Origin of the sequence: Ollibium composti (assembly GCF_004801285.1) — a bacterium.
GTDB classification, from domain to species: Bacteria; Pseudomonadota; Alphaproteobacteria; order Rhizobiales; family Rhizobiaceae; genus Mesorhizobium; species Mesorhizobium composti.
Window position 1 is genome coordinate 96,961 of record NZ_SSNY01000010.1, and the last position, 19,549, is coordinate 116,509.

Genomic DNA, 19,549 nt, shown 5'->3' on the forward strand with positions numbered 1-19,549 from the left:
CCCCACTCCGTCTTGCTTCGCAAGCCACCTCTCCCCCTTAAAAGGGGAGAGGAAGGGTGCCAAGCTCGCGGCCGGCATTTCCTCTCCCCCGTCGAACGGGGGAGAGGTGGCTTGCGAAGCAAGACGGAGTGGGGGTCGAATACCGGCGGACGAAACCACGGCGGAAATCCTCGTCCCCGGCCCTCCCGGCACCGGCGAATCCCTCATCCTCACCGCACCCATCAGCTTCTGGGGCGGCGTCGATGCGAAGACTGGCCGGATCGCCGACGTGCGCCATCCGCAGCATGGCGAATCCATAGCGGGCAAGGTGCTGTTCCTGCCGGGCACCATCGGCTCGTCGTCGGCCTCGGCGGTGCTGCTGGAACTCGTTCACAACGGCCATGCGCCGGCCGCGCTCGTTCTTCACGAACCCGACGCGATCCTGCTGCTCGGCCTGATCGTAGCACGGGAAATGGGCTGGAAGACGCCACCGGCGGTGAAACTGGACCGGGATTGGTTCGGGCGCTTTCGCGGCAAGCGAGTGACCGTCAACGCGCAAGGAGCCCTCGCCTTTGCCGATTGAGACCGCATAGCTGTTCCCGCATCCCGGCTCATGTTAGCTTTGCTGCAGATAACTGGCGATCTCGGGGGGATGAGATGATCTCGGTTATGCCTGCCCGTAGCGCCCGGGATTTCGATGTCGCCGCCGACCTTTGCCGCAGGCTCGGGCAGTGGGATGCCGAGGCGGTTGCGCCGCACGGCGTCTCGGCTGCGGACGTAACGGCGATCTTTCATCCCGACCGGAGCGGCAGCGACCTCGTCGCGAAATATAACCATCCGGACGCCATGATGTTTCTCGCGCGGGTCGAGGACGTGCCGGCCGGATGCGTCGCGTTCGAAGCGTTCGACGAACAGGCCTCGGAGATCGAAAAATTCTTCGTCGACAGGCAATTCCGAGGCAAGGGCATCGGCAGGTCGCTGATGGCCGCCGCGATGGCGGAACTCGACAAGGGACGGCGGCGAACCGTTCTCCTCCACACGACGTTCTACATGACAAACGCGATCGCCGTGTACGAGGCCTTCGGCTTCACGCGGTGTCCGCGTTTCCGCCAGACGCCGGAATTCATCAGACATACCGACGTTTTCATGGCGCGCACGCTGTCGCCGCACTAACCCGGAACGCGGACGTCAGGTCCTGAGCGGCAGCACGCGGTCGGGCGGACGATGGCCGTCGAAGAAGGCGCGGATGTTGATGATGACCTTCTCGCCCATGTCGATGCGGCCTTCCAGCGTGGCCGAACTCATATGCGGCAGCAGCACGACCTTGCCGCGGGCGGCGAGCTTCAACAGCTTCGTGTTGAGGGCTGGCTCGTTCTCGTAGACGTCCAGCCCCGCGCCCGCGATCTTGCCGTCCTGGATGAGCTTGACCAACGCATCCTCGTCGATGATGTCGCCGCGCGCGGTGTTGACGATGTAGGAAGTGGGCTGCATCAGCGCCAGCCGCCGCGCCGACAGGAGATGGAACGTGGCCGGCGTCGAGGGGCAGTTGACCGAGATGATGTCCATCCGCGCCAGCATCTGGTCGAGGCTTTCCCAGTAGGTCGCCTCCAGTTCGTCCTCCACCGCCTGCAGGACGCGGTGGCGGTTGTGATAGTGGATGGACAGGCCGAACGCCTTGGCGCGGCGCGCGACCGCCGTGCCGATGCGGCCCATGCCGACGATGCCGAGGCGCTTGCCGCCGATGCGGCGGCCGAGCATCCAGGTCGGCGACCAGCCTGGCCATTTCTTATCGCCGGGAAGCACGTTGGCGCCTTCGGCCAGCCGGCGCGGCACGGCGAGCATCAGCGCCATGGTCATGTCGGCGGTATCTTCGGTCAGAACGTTCGGCGTATTGGTGACGGCGATGCCGCGCTTTGCCGCGGCGGCGATGTCGATCTTGTCGACGCCGTTGCCGAAATTGGCGATCAGCTTCAGGTTCTCCCCGGCCTCGCCGATCAGTGCGGCGTCGATCGTGTCGGTGATGGTCGGCACCAGCACGTCGGCTTCCCTGACGGCGGCGACCAGCTCGTCATGGCTCATCGGCCGGTCCTCGACGTTCAGCCGGGCGTCGAACAGCTCGCGCATGCGCGTCTCGACCGGATCCGGCAGCTTGCGCGTGATGACGACGAGAGGCTTCTTCTTGGCCGCCATTCCTTCCCTCGATCCCGGATTCGTTGAGAGCTCTTTAACCAAGACGGGCGAAACTGCAAACCGGTGGCAGCGCCCTTTGCTTCATGTATCAAGCGCTGCCGCCGATGACAAAGAAAAAGGGTGTCGCGCGGGCCTGCGGGCAAGCGGCGCGGTCAAGTGAACGGCAACATCTGGGGAATGAAAGTGTTTGGTTTCGCGTCGCTCCGCATGATCGTCAGCGCAGCCTTGCTGGGCGCAGCCTTCCACCCCTTGCCGTCCGCCGCGCAAGGCGCTGCCCAGAGCGTGACGCTCGGCCCGAGCGGCCTGCCGCTGCCGCGATTCGTCAGCTTGAAGTCCGGCCGGGTCAACTCGCGCATCGGGCCGGGCGTGAACTATTCCGTCAACTGGATGTACCTGAAAGCCGGCCTGCCGATGGAGATCGTGCAGGAGTATGACACATGGCGTAAGGTGCGCGATGCCGAAGGCTCCGAAGGCTGGATCAACCAATCGCTGCTGTCGGGCAAGCGCACGGCGATGGTGGCGCCGTGGCAGCGCGGCAAGGACGCCGAGATCAAGCTGCTGGGCGATCCCGACAAGGGCGCCGGCGTCGTCGCGCTGGTCGATCCCGGCGTGATCGGCACGATCAAGTCCTGCACCGGGGACTGGTGCGAGATGACGCTGGGCGGACACACCGGTTGGATCAATCAGTCGCTGCTGTGGGGCGCCTATCCCGGCGAGAAGATCAAGGACTGACGGCGAAGACGCGATTGGCGTGCGTCCTTCGAGGCTCGCCAGTCTGTGCTTCATCCAACTCTTGATATGCCGTGCGGGCTCGCACCTCAGGATGAGGGCGGTTGGTGTGCTTCACATCCAAACTATCTCGAGCGGAGAATAACAGGCACCAACAGTCCTCATCCTGAGGTGCGAGCCCGCATTGCCGTGACGATTACCGCCTTCTTCGGCGGGCGAGCCTCGAAGGACACACGGCGCCGCTTCAGCAACCGCGCTTGGCGCGCAGCCTCACCACCACGTCGACATTGGCGATTTCCATGCCGTCCGGCGGTTCCGGCAGGTTGCCGACCGTGACCGGGCCATGCTCGATGTCGAAAACCCGGTTCTCGCCCTCGACGAAGAAATGATGGTGGTCGGACGTGTTGGTGTCGAAGTAGGTGCGGGCGCCTTCGACCGCGAGAATGCGCAGCAGGCCGGCCTGCGTGAACTGGTGCAGCGCATTGTAGACGGTGGCCAGCGACACCGGCACGCCGGCGACCTGCGCCTCCTCGTGCAGTTCCTCGGCCGACAGATGGCGATCGCCCTTGGCGAACAGCAATTCGGCCAAGGCGACGCGCTGGCGCGTCGGCCTCAGCCCGGCCTCACGCACCCGCCGATCAACCGTGGTCGTTTTCGCCTGCCCGTTGTCGTCCATCACCCAGCAGCAATCCGTCTCCGCACGATCGCGAAAGGAAAAACGGCGCTTTCCTCGAACCCATGCGTTCCCCGACATATATTCTGTCGGCTCAACACGATCAATAGCGCGCATTGACCCGCGCAGTGGGGCAGGTTAGAGCCTCTGGACCGATCGGACAGCCGGTTTTCCGGCGCAAACGGGTTATGCTACGAACGTCGCGACAGACGTCGAAACAGCGCGGCACAGCCCGCAGGAACGGGGACGAGTTCAATGGCGGATCGAAAGTCGAGCTACGACTATGAGGATCTCCTGGCCTGCGCGAAGGGCGAATTGTTCGGCCCCGGCAATGCGCAGTTGCCCTATCCGCCGATGCTGATGTTCGACCGCATCACCGAAATCAGCGAGACCGGCGGCGCCTTCGACAAGGGTTTCATCCGCGCGGATTTCGCCATCAACCGCGACAAATGGTTCTTCCCCTGCCATTTCATCGACAATCCGATCATGCCGGGCTGCCTGGGGTTGGACGCCATGTGGCAGCTCACCGGCTTTTTCCTCGGCTGGCTCGGCGAGCCCGGCAAGGGCATGGCGCTGTCCACCGGCGAGGTGAAGTTCAAGGGAATGGTCACGCCGTCGGTCAAGCTGGTGGAATACGGCATCGACTTCAAGCGCGTGATGCGCGGCCGGCTGGTGCTCGGCATCGCCGACGGCTGGCTGAAGGCGGACGGCGAGCCTATCTATTCCGCAACCGACCTGAAGGTCGGCCTGTCGAAGCAATCGGCAGCCTGAACCAGAACAGCTTTCCCGCGAGGAGCTTGCGCATGAGACGAGTCGTAGTCACAGGCCTGGGCATCGTGTCGTCCATCGGCAACAACGCTGACGAAGTGAGCGCCTCGCTGCACGACGCCAAATCGGGCATCAGCTTTTCCGAATCCTTCGCCGAGCACGGCTTCCGCTGCCAGGTCTGGGGCGCGCCGAACCTGGACACGACCGACCTCGTCGACCGGCGTGCCGCCCGCTTCCTGTCGCAGGGCGGCATGTGGAACCACGTGGCGATGAAGCAGGCCATCGCCGACAGCGGCCTTGAGGAAAGCGACATCTCGGACAACCCCCGAACCGGCATCATCATGGGCTCGGGCGGTCCCTCGACGCGCACCATCGTCGAAGCTGCCGAAACCACGCTGAAGAACGGCAGCCCGAAGCGAATCGGCCCGTTCGCCGTGCCGAAGGCGATGTCGTCGACGGCGTCGGCCACGCTCGCCACCTGGTTCAAGATCCACGGCGTCAACTATTCGATCTCCTCGGCCTGCTCGACCTCGGCGCACTGCATCGGCAATGCCGCAGAGATGATCCAGTGGGGCAAGCAGGACGTGATGTTCGCCGGCGGCCACGAAGACCTCGACTGGACCATGTCGAACCTGTTCGACGCCATGGGCGCGATGTCGTCCAAGTTCAACGACCGGGCATCCGTGGCCTCGCGCGCCTACGACGTGAACCGCGACGGCTTCGTCATCGCCGGCGGCGCCGGCGTGCTGGTGCTGGAGGAACTCGAGCGCGCCAAGGCGCGCGGCGCCAAGATCTATGCCGAGATCGTCGGCTACGGCGCGACCTCGGACGGCTACGACATGGTAGCGCCATCCGGCGAAGGCGCGATCCGCTGCATGCGGCAGGCGCTTTCCACGGTGAAGGGACCGGTCGACTACATCAACACGCACGGCACCTCGACGCCAGTCGGCGATTCCAAGGAAATGGGCGCCATCCGCGAGGTGTTCGGCGACAAGATGCCGAACATTACCTCGACCAAGTCGCTCACCGGCCACTCGCTGGGCGCGGCGGGCGTGCAGGAATCGATCTATTCGCTTTTGATGATGCAGGGCGGATTCATCGGCGAGAGCGCCCACATCGAGAATCTCGACCCGGAATTCGAGGGCATGCCGATCGTGCGCAAGCGCATCGACAATGCCAAGATCGACACGGCGCTGTCGAACTCCTTCGGCTTCGGCGGCACCAACGCCACCCTGGTCTTCCAGCGCTACAACGGCTGAGGAAATCCTGCCATGGAAGGTCTGATGAAAGGCAAGCGCGGCCTCGTCATGGGCGTCGCCAACGACCACTCGATCGCCTGGGGCATCGCGAAGAAACTCTCCGAGCACGGCGCGGAACTCGCCTTCACCTATCAGGGCGAGGCCTTCGGCCGCCGCGTCAAGCCGTTGGCCGACCAGGCAGGCGCGAAACTGGTCGTGCCGTGCGACGTCGAGGACAGCGCTTCGGTCGCCGCCACCTTCGACACGCTGAAGCAGGAATGGGGCGGGCTGGACTTCGTCGTCCACGCCATCGGCTTCTCCGACAAGAACGAGTTGAAGGGTCTCTACGCCGACACCAGCCGCGAGAATTTCGTCCGCACCATGGTGATCTCCTGCTATTCCTTCACCGAGATCGCCCGCCACGCGGCAGGGCTGATGACGGACGGCGGCGCCATGGTGACACTGACCTATGCGGGTTCCGTGCGCGTCATGCCGAACTACAACGTCATGGGCGTCGCCAAGGCCGGGCTGGAGGCGAGCGTGCGCTACCTCGCCAACGACTACGGACCGCGCGGCATCCGCGTGAACGGCATCTCGGCGGGGCCGGTGCGCACGCTGGCGGGCGCCGGCATTTCCGACGCGCGCTATATGTATTCCTACCAGCAGCGCAACTCGCCGCTTCGGCGCACCGTCAACATCGACGAGGTCGGCGGCTCGGCGCTCTACCTGCTGTCAGACCTGTCGTCGGGCGTAACCGGCGAAATCCACTACGTCGATTCGGGCTATCACATCGTGTCGATGCCGACGCTCGACGAGCTGAAGCATACCGACAGCGGGCACGAATAAACGAGCGTCGCCGGCGGCGCCTCAGCGGCGTGCCGAAAGCACCTTGAAGGCGGCATCGCGGGCGATTTCCGTCTGGCTGGAGAAGGCTTCCGCCAGCACGGGCTCGTAGGGCAATTGCCGGTTCGCCACCATGAGCAACCTGCCGCCAGGCTTCAAGGCCTTGGCGGCGGCACGGATCATGCCGGCACCGATGTCCGGCTCGGCCGCGCGCCCCTTGTGGAACGGCGGGTTCATCACGACCGCGTCGTAGCGACGCTCGACCGGCTCTGCCAAAAGATCGTGCCAGAAGAACGCCGTTTTCGGCGCAATCCCTTGCAGATTGCCCTTTGCCGCCTCAAGTGCCTCGAAATCGGCCTCATAGAGGTCGAGCGCCGATACCGCCGGGCACTGCCGCGCGATTTCGGCGGCCAGATAGCCCCAGCCGGCGCAGAAATCGCCGACCGCCCCGGCTAGGTCGCCGGGCAGGTTCCGCGCCAACAGGCGCGAACCGGCATCGATCCGATCGTACGAGAACATGCCGGGCGCCGCGAGGAAACGGTTTTCCACCCGGACGGCCGGATTGGCGTCGCGCAAGGCCGAGGCCACGCCATCTTCGGCAGGCCGCCGGAACCAGAAGGCGAGGCCGTGATACTTCGGCAGCGACCCCTCGATTTCGACGAGGCTGCCCAGCCGCTTGCGCAGGCTGGCGATGCCGTCGTCCCTGGCGCCGGCGACAGCGATTAACGCGCCTGCCCTCGTCCGCTCGATCGCCTCGGCAACGTTCAGTTCGTTCCGGCCGCGATGGCGGCCAGACAGCACCAGGGCGAGATCGTAGCCTTCGCCTTCGGCGCGCGGCGTCACTGTAAGGTCACTGCGCTCCAGCGCACGGAAATCCGGCCTGAAACCCTGCACGATGTGGATCGGCGCGGCCCAGCCCTCCGGCAGGCGGAACCCCGGCTCGGCGCCGAGGAACAGGACACGCACATTCCGGTCGGGCAGGTCGAGGTCGCCGGCCGCAAAGGGATGGAACAGGGTTTTCAATGAATCGGTCGCCATGGCCCCCGATAGCACGATCGCCCGCCGCGATCAGCCTGCAACGGCTGGCCTGACGGGCGCGGCGAACGGCAGCAACTCGGCGAGCGTGACCACCGTGTCCGGTGCCACGACAACGGCGGTGTGCCAATTGCCGGGGTCCACCTGCCGGATCAATTCGCGGCAGCGGCCGCACGGCGGCATCACCGCGCCGTCGGCGTTCATCGCCACGATGGCGACGATGCGGGTCTGCCGGCTCTTGAGCATATCGGCGATGGCGGCGTGTTCGGCGCAGAAGCCGAGGCTGCAAGCCGTGTCTATGCAGATGCCGGTGTGGACGCTGCCGGATGCCGTCACCAGCGCAGACGCCACGCCGCCGGCGGACAGGTCTTCCGAACAGACGAAATCGCCGGCGACCTTTAGCGCCGTCGCCTGCAACGCCCTGTGATCGAAGTTTGCCATCGTCGTCTCCCTGTCTCGTTCACGTCCCGCCGGCGCGGGCGCCTATAGCACGGATCGAGGCCGGCGAGACAGGCGGGGCCCAAGCAAAACGGGCGCGGCTTGCGCCGCGCCCGTCCGCATTTCCGTTGAAGGCAGAAATCAGGCCGCGTCTTCGGCGTCCGCCTTCTTTTCCCTGACGATCTCCTTGCCGGTCGCCTGGTCGACGACCTTCATGGAGAGGCGTACCTTGCCGCGCTCGTCGAAGCCCATCAGCTTGACCCAGACCTTGTCGCCTTCCTTGACGACGTCGGTGGTCTTGGCGACGCGCTCGTTAGAGAGCTGCGAGATGTGGACCAGACCGTCCTTCGGGCCGAAGAAATTGACGAAGGCGCCGAAATCGGCGGTCTTGACGACCGTGCCTTCATAGATCTCGCCGACTTCCGGCTCAGCCACGATGGTGTGGATCCACTTCTTGGCCGCCTCGATCTCCTTGGCGTTCGACGAAGCGATCTTGACCGTGCCGTCGTCCTCGATGTTGATCTTGGCACCGGTCTTTTCCACGATCTCTCGGATGACCTTGCCGCCGGAGCCGATGACGTCGCGGATCTTGTCGGTCGGGATGTGCATGACCTCGATGCGCGGGGCGAACTCGCCGAGTTCCTTGCGGCCCTCGGAAAGCGCCTTGGCCATCTCGCCGAGGATATGCAGGCGACCGTCCTTGGCCTGGCCGAGAGCGACCTTCATGATCTCCTCGGTAATGCCGTCGATCTTGATGTCCATCTGCAGCGAGGTGATGCCGCCGGCGGTGCCGGCCACCTTGAAGTCCATGTCGCCGAGGTGGTCCTCGTCGCCCAGGATGTCGGAAAGCACCGCGAAGCGCTCGCCTTCCTTGATGAGACCCATGGCGATGCCGGCGACGGGCTTTGCCAGCGGCACGCCGGCATCCATCAGCGCCAGCGAGGTGCCGCAGACGGTGGCCATCGAGGACGAGCCGTTGGACTCGGTGATCTCGGAGACGACGCGCAGCGTGTAGGGGAACTGCTCGGCAACGGGCAGCATCGGGTGGACGGCGCGCCAGGCGAGCTTGCCGTGGCCGATCTCGCGGCGGCCCGGCGAACCCATGCGGCCGGTCTCGCCGACCGAGTAGGGCGGGAAGTTGTAGTGCAGCAGGAAGGTTTCCTTGCGCGTGCCGGTCAGTTCGTCGATGTACTGCTCGTCCTCGCCGGTGCCGAGCGTGGCGACGACCAGCGCCTGCGTCTCGCCGCGGGTGAACAGCGCCGAACCGTGGGTGCGCGGCAGCACGCCGACTTCGGCGACGATCGGGCGGACCGTCTTGAGGTCACGGCCGTCGATGCGGGACGAAGTGTCGAGGATGTTCCAGCGCACGACCTTGGCCTGGAGCTCCTTGAACACGGTGCCGATCTGCTCGGACGTGTACTTCGCCTCTTCGCCCTCGGCCGGCGCGAAGGCCGTCTTCACCTTCGCCTTGACGGCGTCGACGGCGGCATAGCGGTGCTGCTTGTCGGTGATCTTGTAGGCGTCGCGCAGTTCGTCGCCGACGACCTTGAGCATTTCGCCTTCGAGCTCGGAATAATCCGGCGAGGTGAAATCGCGCGGGTCCTTGGCGGCGACTTCGGCCAGCTTGATGATCGCCTCGATCACCGGCTGGAAGCCCTTGTGGCCGAACGTGACCGCGCCGAGCATCACGTCCTCGGACAGCTCCTTCGCCTCGGACTCGACCATCATGACCGCGTCGGACGTGCCGGCGACGACGAGGTCGAGCTTCGATTCCGGCATCTCGTCGAGATGCGGGTTGAGCACGTATTCGCCGTTGATGTAGCCGACGCGGGCGCCGCCGATCGGGCCCATGAAGGGCACGCCGGAGAGCGTCAGCGCAGCCGAGGCCGCGACCATGGCGACGATGTCGGGGTTGTTCTCCAGGTCATGCTGGACGACGGTGACGATGACCTGCGTGTCGTTCTTGTAGCCGTCGGCGAAGAGCGGGCGGATCGGCCGGTCGATCAGGCGCGACACCAGCGTCTCGTTCTCGGACGGACGGCCCTCGCGCTTGAAGTAGCCGCCGGGGATCTTGCCGGCCGCGAAGGTCTTTTCCTGGTAGTTGACGGTCAGCGGGAAGAAATCGAAGCCCGGCTTCGGCTCCTTGGCCGAAACGACGGTGGCGAGAACGACGGTCTCGCCGTAGGTCGCCAGCACCGCGCCGTCAGCCTGGCGCGCGATCTTGCCGGTTTCGAGGATGAGCGGACGGCCGCCCCATTCGATTTCCACCTTGTGGTGATTGAACATATCTTGTCCTTCGTGTGCGAAAGGGGCCGCGACACCTTTGTGCGCGACTGCCCCCTTCCCTGGCTTCGTTCAGGGCAGCCACGGGCAAGACAACGGGAAGCTCGATCAATTGCCGCCGGCGGTCGGCGCGAGCGTCCTGCAATCCTGCCCCATGACCGTCCATGGGCGGCTTCAGGCTGCCCTCTGCAGCGAAAAGCCGTTCGGACCGACGCTCTATGCGCGGCCCGGATGCGCGACCGGCGGACCCTCTTGAAGAGAGCCCGCCGGCCGAATGGTCAGCGACGCAGTTCGAGTTTCTCGATCAGCGTCTGGTAACGCGCCTCATCCTTGCGCTTGAGGTAGTCAAGCAGGCTGCGGCGCTGGGAAACGAGAGCGAGCAGGCCACGGCGGGAATGGTTGTCCTTCTTGTGGCCCTTGAAGTGCTCGGTCAGATTCTTGATGCGCTCCGAAAGGATGGCGACCTGCACCTCCGGCGAACCGGTGTCGCCCTTGACGGTGGCGAACTGAGCCATCAATTCCTTCTTGCGTTCGGCAGTAACCGACATCGTGCTTTTCCTTGTCTGTTGGAGGAAACGGGACGCCTTGAGCCGGGATGTCGTCCAGCAAAGGCCAGTACAAACGGCTCGGACCAGCTTCCTGCCGGCCAAGCTGGCGCGCATATAGGCGATTTTGCCGCGTCTGGCTAGTCCCGTCCCGAGAAAGGCTGGTCCGGCGTTTTTGCAACCCCGGCTCTGGTCATGTCAGTTTGACTGACCTAAAAGTGGAATGGCCAACCCGGCCGGGAGGACAAATGCAGGCTGAGACTGGCCAGACCCCGCAGGACGCCGTCCATCTGGACGGGGTGGCAATTTCATTCGATCTCGCGCAGGGCCGCCGTTTCGACGCCGTCGCGCCGACCGACCTCGCCGTCGGCGCCCATCAGTTCGTCGCCATCGTCGGTCCCACCGGATGCGGCAAGTCCACCCTGCTCAACGCGACGGCCGGGCTGCTGAAGCCGGCGCAAGGAGCGGTCAGTATCTTCGGCCAGCCGCTCACCGGCATGAACAAGTCGGCCGGCTACCTCTTCCAGCAGGATGCGCTGATGCCGTGGAAGACGGTCATCGAGAACGTCGCCATCGGGCTGGAGATCGCGGGCGTCGCCCGTGCCGAGGCCCGGCGCGAGGCGCAAGGCTGGCTGGAGCGCGTCGGCTTAAGCGCCTTCGCCGACCGCTATCCGCAAATGCTGTCCGGCGGCCAGCGCAAGCGCGTCGGCCTGGCCCAGGTGCTGATCCGCAATCCAAAGCTGCTCCTGATGGACGAGCCCTTCGGCCCGCTCGACGCGCAGACGCGGCTCATCATGGGCGACCTGCTGCTCAACCTGTGGTCGGAAGACCGCAAGGCGGTGCTGTTCGTCACCCATGACCTCGACGAGGCCATCGCGCTGTCCGACCGTGTCATCATCATGTCAGCGGGGCCGCGCTCGCGCATCATCGGCGACTATACGATCCCGCTGGCCCGTCCGCGCGAGATCGGCGAAATCCGCCACGATCCACTGTTCAACGACCTCCACCGCACCATCTGGAACGCACTTCGCGACGAGGTGATCGCCGCCTATCGCCAGACCGGCGCCGTGTCCGATACCAAGGCATCGGTCGCCTCATGATGAACCGCGCCGCCCTGATTTCCCTGCAAATCCTCGTGGCCGTCGCCATCGTCGTTCTATGGCACCTCGCCTCGACGACGACGCTGTTCGGCAACCCCAAGACCGTCGCTTTCTTCTTCGGCGATCCGGTGAGCGTCATGCGCCGCGTCGGTGAGTGGGTGTTCGAAGGCTCGATCTGGTATCACCTGTGGATCACGCTGTCGGAATCGATCCTCGCCTTCCTCATCGGCGCTGCCGGCGGCGTGCTGTTCGGCTTCTGGTTCGCGCGCAAACCGCTGGTCGCCGCCGTCTTCGATCCCTACGTCAAGGCCGCCAACGCCCTGCCGCGCGTCGTGCTGGCGCCGATCTTCGCGCTGTGGTTCGGCCTCGGCATCTGGTCGAAGGTTGCGCTCGGCATCACGCTGGTCTTCTTCATCGTCTTCTTCAACGTCTACCAGGGCGTCAAGGAAGTCAGCCCGACGGTGCTCTCCAACGCGCGCATGCTGGGCATGAACGAGCGGCAGTTGCTCCGGCATGTTTATCTGCCGTCGGCATTGTCGTGGATGTTCTCCAGCCTGCACACCTCCGTCGGCTTCGCCGTGGTCGGTGCCGTCGTCGGCGAATATCTCGGCTCCGCCGCCGGCCTCGGCTATCTCATCCAGCAGGCGGAAGGCGTCTTCGACGTCACCGGCGTGTTCGCCGGCATGTTCGTGCTGATGGCCTTCGTTCTCTTGGTCGACTGGCTGGTCGGGCTGGTCGAGAAGCGGCTTCTGGCGTGGCGCGGCCGCTGAGCCTATCCGAAACATGAAGGAGGAAAGACCATGAAACGCAGAGATTTCCTGATCGGAACCGCGGGCATCGGCCTCGCTGCGCCGCTCTTTAGCATGCTGCCGGCGACGGCCGAGGACGCCGCGCCGGAAAAGCCGGATCTCACGCTCGGCGTCGGCGGCAAGCCGCTGCTCTACTACCTCCCGCTGACGATCGCCGAACGGAAGGGCTTCTTCAAGGAGGAAGGGCTGAACGTCACGATCAACGACTTCGCCGGCGGTTCGAAATCGCTGCAGGCGCTGATCGGCGGTTCGGTCGACGTCGTTACCGGCGCCTACGAGCATACCATCCGCATGCAGGACAAGGGTCAGGACATCACCGCCGTCTGCGACCTCGGCCGCTTCCCGGGCATCGTGATTGCGGTGCGCAAGGACCTTGCCGGAGAGATCAAGTCGGTTGCCGACCTCAAGGGCAGGAAGATGGGCGTCACCGCGCCGGGCTCCTCGACAGCGCTGATGCTGCAATACGCGTTGCAGAAGAACGGCCTGAAGGCCGACGACGTCGCCATGATCGGCATCGGCGGCGGCGCCAGCGCGGTCGCGGCGATCAAGAAAGGCGAGATCGACGGCCTGTCGCATCTCGACCCGGTGATCGCGCAACTGCAATTCGAGGGCGATATCGCCGTGCTGCTCGACACACGCACGGAAGCGGGCACGCGCGCCCTGTTCGGCGGGCCGAACCCGGCGGCGACGGTCTATGTCCAGCGCGCCTTCGCCGAGGCCAATCCCGTTACCATGCAGCGCACGGTCAACGCCTTCATGAAGGCACTGAAGTGGATCAGCGAGGCCAAGCCCGAAGACGTCGCCGCCACGGTGCCGGAGGAATACCTGCTCGGCAACAAGGACCTCTATATGCAGGCTTTCCAGAATTCCAAGGAGATGTATTCGCCGGACGGCATGGTGACCAAGGAAGGCTACGATTCGATGATGGGAGTGCTGAAGAAGCTCGACCCGGAACTCGCCAACGCCGACGTGCCCTACGAAAAGACGTTCGATCCGAAATTCGTGCAGGCGGCGAAAATCTGAAGCGCCTTACCCACGATGATAACTTTCAACGGGGCCGTATCGGCCCCGTTTTCATAGCCACTTCTTGCGCTTGAAGTAGATATACATCGCGACCGCCACGGCGACCATGAAGCCCAGCGCGGCCGGATAGCCGTAATAGGCGCGCAGTTCCGGCATGTTCCAGGGCGAGGTGTCGGGATCGAAGTTCATGCCCCAGACACCTACCAGGAAGGTCAGCGGGATGAAGATTGCCGAGACGATGGTGAGCAGCGAGATGACGTCGTTGGTACGCGCCTGGGAAAGCGACAGGTGCATCTCGATCAGCCCCGTCATGGTGTCGCGCTCCGTCTCGACCATCTCGATCAGCCGGATGGCGTGGTCGAGCGTGTCGTTGAAGAACACCTTCGTCTCGGCGTGAATGCAGGAGACCTCGCTGCGGACGATGGCCGCCAGCGCGTCGCGCAACGGCCACAGCACGCCCTTGAGGGCGTTGATGTGGCGGCGCATCTGCTGGAGTTGCAGCATCTGCTGCTTCTGCGGTGAATTCAGCATGGCGTCTTCTACTCTTTCGGCCATGTCGCCGGACGCCTCGATCGGAGCGAAGTAGCTGTCGACGATGGCGTCGATCAGCGCGTAGGCGAGATAGTCGGCGCCGCGCGTGCGCAGCCGGTTCGGGCTGGAGCTTTCGATGCGCTTGCGCACGGGATCGAACGGATCGCCCTCGCGCTCCTGGAAGGTGACGACGAAATTGTCGCCGAAGAAGACGGCGATCTGCTCGTAGCGGTGGGTGGCCGGATCGTCGATCATCGACAGGACGACGAAGGCGTGGTCGTCATAGAAATCGACCTTCGGACGCTGGCCGGTGTTGACGACGTCTTCCAGGGCCAGCGGATGCAGGCCGAAAATGCGGCCGATCTCCTCGACCACCGCGATATCGGCAAGGCCGGTGCAATCGAGCCAGACCAGCGGCCAGTGGCCGCGGCTCTTGACCACATCATTGAGGCCGGCGTCCTGGACGGTCCTGGTCTTCTCCGCCGCGATCAGCGTCAGCGTCAGCCGGGTCTGTTGCGCGGACGGATCGGCGATCAGCGTGCCGGGCGAGGCGCCGACCGGCGAGCGCCGCGCCTTGCGCCTGATACGTTTGCCGTCAGCCTTCGCCATGTGCCGATTCCCGATCGGGCCAAGCCTATTGCGAGTCGGCTTGAGCGTGAATGCCCTGCCGGAGGTTGGCCTCAGCCGACGAAGACCCTTTTCGGCTTGAACATGCCGTGCTCGATGGCACCGATGGCGACGAGGCGGCCGCGCGCGGTGGCGCAGGCCTCCTCGGCCTCCAGCGGTGCGTCGCGGCCGCGCACGATGACGGCGTTGCCGAGTCTGAGCTTGGTCGCCGCGTCGTCGCCGACGGCGACCTGCGGCAGGCAATCGAGCGCCGCCACCGTATCGATGAGGAAATCGTCTATCGCGGCGAAATCCATCGGCAGTTCGCCGCTCTCGGGCTGGCCGGCCTCACCGAAGCGCGCCAGTTCCAGTTCCTTGACGGTGACGAAATCGTCCGGCGTGAAGGGATCGACCTCGGTGCGGCGCAGTTCCGCGATGTGACCATAGCAGCCGAGGTCGCGGCCCATGTCGCGCGCGAGCGAGCGCACATAGGTGCCCTTGCCGCACTCGATCTCGAAGACGGTACGGTCGGCGGAATGCTCGACGATATCCAATCTACCGATTTCGACTTCCCGGGCGGGTATCTCCACCGTCTCGCCCTCGCGTGCAAGGTCGTAGGCGCGCTCGCCGGCGATCTTGATGGCGGAAAACTGCGGCGGCGTCTGCATGATGACGCCGGTGTATTTCGGCATGACGGCGCGCACTTCCGCCTCCAACGGGCGCCTGTCGGAGCTTTTGGTCACCGGGCCTTCGAGGTCGTCGGTGGAACGCTCCTCGCCCCAGGCCACCGTGAAGCGGTAGACCTTGGCGCCGTCCTGCACGTAGGGCACCGTCTTGGTCGCCTCGCCGAGCGCGATCGGCAGCATGCCGGACGCCAGCGGGTCGAGCGTGCCGGCATGGCCGGCCTTCTCGGCCTGAAACAGCCACTTGATCTTCGAGACGGCTTCGGTCGAGCCCATGCCGACCGGCTTGTCGAGGATCACCCAGCCGGAAACGGGCCGGCCCTTCTTCTTGCGCGGGCGGGACATCTATTCCTCATTCTCGTCGTCATGCCGCAGGTCGCGCGCGACCTCGGGCGAATGCAGGAGATCGTTGATCTTCTGGAAATTGTCGTAGCTGGTGTCGAGCCGGAAGCGGAATTCGGGCATGTATTTCATCTGCCTGAGCGCCGGCGACATGCGGCCGCGAATGAAGCGCGCGTGCCGGTTCAGCGCCTCGACCACCGCGGCGTCGTCCTTGGCACCGAGCGGCGCAACGAAGGCGGTGGCGATCTTCAGGTCCGGCGACATGCGCACTTCCGACACCGAGATCACCGTCGTCTCGATCAGGTCGTCGCGCACCTCGCCGCGCTGGAGCAGGTCGGAAAGCGCATGGCGCACCTGCTCGCCGACGCGCAACATGCGCTGGGAGGGACCGGAAGTGTTGGAACGGGGCATTGTCGTCTGTCCTGAAAGTCAAACGGCGCGGGATGGGACCGCGCCGTTGCCTGAAACGGAAGGCGGCTACCGCCTTCCTCGTCCGGTCATAGCGTGCGCGTCACCATCTCGACGCGGAAGCACTCGATGATGTCGCCGACCTGGATGTTCTCGTAGTTCTGGAACGCCATGCCGCATTCCTGCCCGACGGGAACCTCCGGCACCTCGTCCTTGAAGCGCTTCAAGGTCTTCAGCGTGCCTTCGTGAATGACGACGTTGTCGCGGATCAGGCGCACGCCCGCGCCGCGCTCGACCTTGCCTTCGGTGACGCGGCAGCCCGCGACCTTGCCGACCTTGGTGATGTTGAACACCTCCAGGATCTCGGCGTTGCCGATGAAGGTCTCGCGGCGTTCCGGCGACAGCATGCCTGACATCGCCGCCTTCACGTCATCCACGAGGTTGTAGATGATGTTGTAGTAGCGGATCTCGATGTCGGCCTGCTCGGCCGCCTGCCTGGCCTGCGCGTTGGCACGCACGTTGAAGCCGATGATGGCGGCTCCCGACGTTTCGGCCAGCGTCACGTCGCTCTCGGTGATGGCGCCGGCGCCCGAATGGACGATGCGCGCGCGCACCTCGTCGTTGCCGAGCTTTTCGAGTGCCGCGTCGATCGCCTCGATGGAGCCCTGCACGTCGCCCTTGATGATGAGCGGGAACTCCTTGGTGCCGGCCTGCTGGAGCTGCGACATCATCTGCTCGAGCGAGCCGCGCTGGCCAGCATGCTTGGCCACCGCCTTGTCGCGGGCGAGCCGCTGACGGTATTCGGTGATCTCGCGGGCGCGGGCCTCGTTGTTGACGATGGCGAAGCGGTCGCCCGCCTGGGGCGTACCCTGGAGACCGAGCACCTCGACGGGCATTGCCGGCGGCGCTTCCTTGACCTGCTCGCCACGGTCGTTGACCAGTGCGCGCACGCGGCCCCACTCGTTGCCGGCGACGAGGATCTCGCCGGGCAGCAGCGTACCGGTCTGCACCAGCACGGTGGCGACCGGGCCGCGGCCCTTGTCCAGCCGCGCCTCGATGACGACGCCTTCGGCGGTGCGATCGGGATTGGCCTTGAGGTCGAGGATTTCGGCCTGCAACAGAATGGCTTCCAGGAGCTTGTCGATGCCGGCGCCCGTCTTGGCCGAGACCTCGACGTCCAGCGTCTCGCCGCCCATCTCTTCCACCACGATCTCGTGCTGGAGAAGCTGGGTGCGCACCTTCTGGGGGTTGGCCTCGTGCTTGTCGACCTTGTTGATGGCGACGATGATCGGCACGCCGGCGGCGCGGGCGTGATTGATGGATTCCACCGTCTGCGGCATCACGCTGTCGTCGGCCGCCACCACCAGAACGGCGATGTCGGTGGACTGTGCGCCGCGCGCCCGCATCGCCGTGAAGGCGGCGTGGCCGGGCGTGTCGATGAAGGTGATCTGCTGGCCGTTCTTCTCGACCTGATAGGCGCCGATGTGCTGGGTGATGCCGCCCGCCTCGCCCGACTGGACGTGGGCGTTGCGGATGGCGTCGAGCAGCGAGGTCTTGCCGTGGTCGACGTGGCCCATGATCGTGACCACCGGCGGCCGCGACACAAGATCCTCCTCGCGGTCGGGGATGTTGAACAGCCCCTCCTCGATGTCGGACTCGGCGACGCGCTTGACGGTGTGGCCGAATTCGGAAGCGACCAGTTCGGCCGTGTCGGCGTCGATGACGTCGCCGGGCTTCATGATCTGGCCCTGCTTCATGAAGAACTTCACCACGTCGACGGCGCGCTCGGACATGCGCTGCGCCAGTTCCTGGATGGTGATCGTCTCGGGAATGGTCACTTCGCGCATCACCTTTTCGCGCGGCTCATTGTGCATGGCGCGCTTGAATTTCTCCTGGCGGCGGCGCATGGCCGCCAGCGAACGGGCGCGGGCGTCGCCATCCTCGGAAGACAGGGCGCTGTTCAGCGTCAGCTTGCCCTGGCGACGGTCAGCCTCGCCCTTGGTGCGGGCCGGCCTTGCCACTTCCGGCGCGACGGGACGGCGCATGGGGGCGACCGGGCCACGGCCGCGCGGCCGTGCTTCCTCCTCGTCGCCACCGGCGGCCTCGGCCGTCTGCGGCGCACGGCGACGCGCTTCTTCCTCGGCGCGGCGGCGCGATTCCGCCTCGGCCTTCAGGCGCGCTTCCTCTTCCGCCTGGCGGCGCGCCGATTCCTCGCGCTCGCGCTTGCGGCGCTCATCTTCCTCGGCACGGCGCTTGGCGTCCTCGGCGGCGCGGGCGCGATCCTCGGCCTCACGCGCCTGCGAACCCTCGAGAGCGCGGCGGCGGGCTTCCATCTCGCCACGCGACAGCTCGTTGAGGACCATCCGCTCCTGTGGCGGCGGCGCGGGGGGCGGCGGCGCGGGCGTGCGCGGCTCGGGCGCTGCCGGCGCAGGCGCGGCCGCTATCGCGGCCGGCGTCGGCCGCGGCGTGAAGACAGCAACCGGCTCCGGCTTCTCGCCGGGCTTTATGAACTTGCGCTTGGTCTCGACGACGACCGACTTGGTGCGGCCGTGCGAGAAATTCTGCCGCACGGTGCTCTGTTCGACACCCGGTCGCTTCAAGGTCAAGGTCTTCTTGGGGGTAACGCTCAAGGTCTTGTCGTCACCCGATTTCGTATCGCTCATTCCACATCCTCTGCGGCATCATCTTCGCCGGCAACCGCCGCAAGCATTGCCAAATCATCCAGGGAACCGCCCCGGTATCGGTCGAGCGCAACCATGCGCTTCAGGACCGCGCGACCCGCGTCCGACGCGAGAACGGCAGCATGTATCACATTTGCCCCCCCCAATGCCAAACCCAATTCCGCCTCGGCGAAAAGTTTGTAGGCAGGGATGGCAGGCCCGCCAAGATGGACGGTGGCGCGCCGGGCCTGGCTGATCTTGCGCACGCCGTCCTCGGAAGCCTCGGCCGCATGCAGCACGGCAACCGCCTTGCCGGAGCGGACGGCGCCGTCGACCTTGGCCGCTCCCAGCGCCACCATACCTGCCTTGCGGGCAAGGCCCAGCGACCCCAGTACCGCCTTCGCCAGCAAAGCGTCGACCATGGCGCCGAGATCGGGGGGCACGACGACCTGCCGCTTGAAGGCGCGGGCAAAATGGCCCTTGGCCGCCGCCTTGTCGACATATAGGCGCTCGGCGCTGACCCAGCAACCGCGGCCGGGCAAGGTTCGCTTCAGATCGGGGACGACGGCCGAATCCGGGCCGACGACGAACCGGATGAGGTCATCCGGCTCGGCGTGCTTCCTGGTGACGATGCAGGTGCGATCGTTCATCTCGTCCAAGGGCTGC

Annotated in this window: 20 protein-coding genes; 9 read left to right on the forward strand and 11 right to left on the reverse strand. The window is 65.5% G+C overall.

What is annotated here, in order from left to right; all coding sequences use genetic code 11:
• Nucleotides 1-139: 139 nt before the first annotated feature.
• Together E6C48_RS23130 and E6C48_RS16840 are read left to right on the forward strand one after the other, a co-directional pair.
• Nucleotides 140-562: an aconitase X swivel domain-containing protein gene (locus E6C48_RS23130; RefSeq protein WP_206086521.1), complete on the forward strand. Its 423-nt coding sequence runs from the start codon at nt 140-142 to the stop codon at nt 560-562.
• Nucleotides 559-1,152, forward strand: coding sequence for a GNAT family N-acetyltransferase (locus E6C48_RS16840; protein WP_230978815.1), 594 nt, complete (start codon nt 559-561; stop codon nt 1,150-1,152). Before E6C48_RS23130 ends, E6C48_RS16840 begins: the two co-directional genes overlap by 4 nt.
• A 15-nt stretch (nt 1,153-1,167) precedes the next feature.
• Here the strand turns inward: E6C48_RS16840 and E6C48_RS16845 are convergent, their stop codons facing one another.
• Nucleotides 1,168-2,169: a 2-hydroxyacid dehydrogenase gene (locus E6C48_RS16845; protein WP_136359323.1), complete on the reverse strand. Its 1,002-nt coding sequence runs from the start codon at nt 2,167-2,169 to the stop codon at nt 1,168-1,170.
• 183 nt (nt 2,170-2,352) lie between these two features.
• Here E6C48_RS16845 and E6C48_RS16850 point away from each other — a divergent pair, with 183 nt between their 5' ends.
• Entirely contained in the window at nt 2,353-2,901 is a 549-nt protein-coding gene (locus tag E6C48_RS16850; protein WP_136359325.1) for an SH3 domain-containing protein, read from the forward strand.
• Nucleotides 2,902-3,142: 241 nt separating this feature from the next.
• Here the strand turns inward: E6C48_RS16850 and irrA are convergent, their stop codons facing one another.
• Entirely contained in the window at nt 3,143-3,574 is a 432-nt protein-coding gene (gene irrA, locus E6C48_RS16855) for an iron response transcriptional regulator IrrA (RefSeq protein WP_136359434.1), read from the reverse strand.
• Between the two features lie 252 nt (nt 3,575-3,826).
• Between irrA and fabA the strand changes: the two genes are divergently transcribed.
• The 3 genes from fabA to fabI are packed head-to-tail and all read left to right on the forward strand — an operon-like array spanning nt 3,827 to nt 6,423.
• Complete coding sequence (gene fabA / locus E6C48_RS16860; RefSeq protein WP_136359327.1) at nt 3,827-4,342, forward strand: 3-hydroxyacyl-[acyl-carrier-protein] dehydratase FabA; 516 nt, start codon at nt 3,827-3,829, stop codon at nt 4,340-4,342.
• A 32-nt stretch (nt 4,343-4,374) separates the two neighbouring features.
• Complete coding sequence (gene fabB / locus E6C48_RS16865; RefSeq protein ID WP_136359329.1) at nt 4,375-5,598, forward strand: beta-ketoacyl-ACP synthase I; 1,224 nt, start codon at nt 4,375-4,377, stop codon at nt 5,596-5,598.
• 12 nt (nt 5,599-5,610) lie between these two features.
• Nucleotides 5,611-6,423 (forward strand): enoyl-ACP reductase FabI, encoded by an 813-nt coding sequence (gene fabI, locus E6C48_RS16870; RefSeq protein ID WP_136359331.1) that lies wholly within the window; start codon nt 5,611-5,613, stop codon nt 6,421-6,423.
• Between the two features lie 21 nt (nt 6,424-6,444).
• Here the strand turns inward: fabI and E6C48_RS16875 are convergent, their stop codons facing one another.
• From E6C48_RS16875 to rpsO, 4 genes are all read right to left on the reverse strand, one after another.
• A complete protein-coding gene (locus E6C48_RS16875; RefSeq protein WP_136359333.1) occupies nt 6,445-7,458 on the reverse strand; it encodes a class I SAM-dependent methyltransferase in 1,014 nt (337 codons plus the stop codon).
• 30 nt (nt 7,459-7,488) lie between these two features.
• The gene (locus E6C48_RS16880) at nt 7,489-7,896 is read right to left on the reverse strand and encodes a cytidine deaminase family protein (protein WP_136359335.1); all 408 of its coding nucleotides are present in this window, start codon (nt 7,894-7,896) and stop codon (nt 7,489-7,491) included.
• 138 nt (nt 7,897-8,034) lie between these two features.
• Nucleotides 8,035-10,179: a polyribonucleotide nucleotidyltransferase gene (pnp, locus tag E6C48_RS16885; protein ID WP_136359337.1), complete on the reverse strand. Its 2,145-nt coding sequence runs from the start codon at nt 10,177-10,179 to the stop codon at nt 8,035-8,037.
• Between the two features lie 275 nt (nt 10,180-10,454).
• Nucleotides 10,455-10,724 carry a 30S ribosomal protein S15 gene (gene rpsO, locus E6C48_RS16890; protein ID WP_136359339.1) on the reverse strand — a complete coding sequence of 90 codons (270 nt, stop codon included), beginning with the start codon at nt 10,722-10,724 and terminating at the stop codon, nt 10,455-10,457.
• A gap of 245 nt (nt 10,725-10,969) precedes the next feature.
• Between rpsO and E6C48_RS16895 the strand changes: the two genes are divergently transcribed.
• From E6C48_RS16895 to E6C48_RS16905, 3 genes are read left to right on the forward strand one after another with little or no spacing between them, the layout of a single operon-like run.
• A complete protein-coding gene (locus tag E6C48_RS16895; RefSeq protein WP_136359341.1) occupies nt 10,970-11,821 on the forward strand; it encodes an ABC transporter ATP-binding protein in 852 nt (283 codons plus the stop codon).
• Nucleotides 11,821-12,591 carry an ABC transporter permease gene (locus E6C48_RS16900; protein WP_136359435.1) on the forward strand — a complete coding sequence of 257 codons (771 nt, stop codon included), beginning with the start codon at nt 11,821-11,823 and terminating at the stop codon, nt 12,589-12,591. Before E6C48_RS16895 ends, E6C48_RS16900 begins: the two co-directional genes overlap by 1 nt.
• A gap of 30 nt (nt 12,592-12,621) precedes the next feature.
• Complete coding sequence (locus E6C48_RS16905; protein ID WP_136359343.1) at nt 12,622-13,653, forward strand: ABC transporter substrate-binding protein; 1,032 nt, start codon at nt 12,622-12,624, stop codon at nt 13,651-13,653.
• Between the two features lie 51 nt (nt 13,654-13,704).
• Here E6C48_RS16905 and corA read toward each other — a convergent pair whose 3' ends face one another.
• From corA to E6C48_RS16930, 5 genes are all read right to left on the reverse strand, one after another.
• Nucleotides 13,705-14,793 (reverse strand): magnesium/cobalt transporter CorA, encoded by a 1,089-nt coding sequence (gene corA / locus E6C48_RS16910; protein WP_136359345.1) that lies wholly within the window; start codon nt 14,791-14,793, stop codon nt 13,705-13,707.
• A gap of 71 nt (nt 14,794-14,864) precedes the next feature.
• Nucleotides 14,865-15,818: a tRNA pseudouridine(55) synthase TruB gene (truB, locus tag E6C48_RS16915; RefSeq protein ID WP_136359347.1), complete on the reverse strand. Its 954-nt coding sequence runs from the start codon at nt 15,816-15,818 to the stop codon at nt 14,865-14,867.
• Nucleotides 15,819-16,226: a 30S ribosome-binding factor RbfA gene (gene rbfA / locus E6C48_RS16920; protein WP_136359349.1), complete on the reverse strand. Its 408-nt coding sequence runs from the start codon at nt 16,224-16,226 to the stop codon at nt 15,819-15,821. It lies immediately after the preceding gene.
• A gap of 86 nt (nt 16,227-16,312) precedes the next feature.
• The gene (gene infB / locus E6C48_RS16925; RefSeq protein WP_136359350.1) at nt 16,313-18,886 is read right to left on the reverse strand and encodes a translation initiation factor IF-2; all 2,574 of its coding nucleotides are present in this window, start codon (nt 18,884-18,886) and stop codon (nt 16,313-16,315) included.
• Complete coding sequence (locus E6C48_RS16930; protein ID WP_136359436.1) at nt 18,883-19,533, reverse strand: RNA-binding protein; 651 nt, start codon at nt 19,531-19,533, stop codon at nt 18,883-18,885. The genes infB and E6C48_RS16930 overlap by 4 nt, the downstream gene beginning before the upstream one ends.
• Nucleotides 19,534-19,549: the final 16 nt, after the last annotated feature.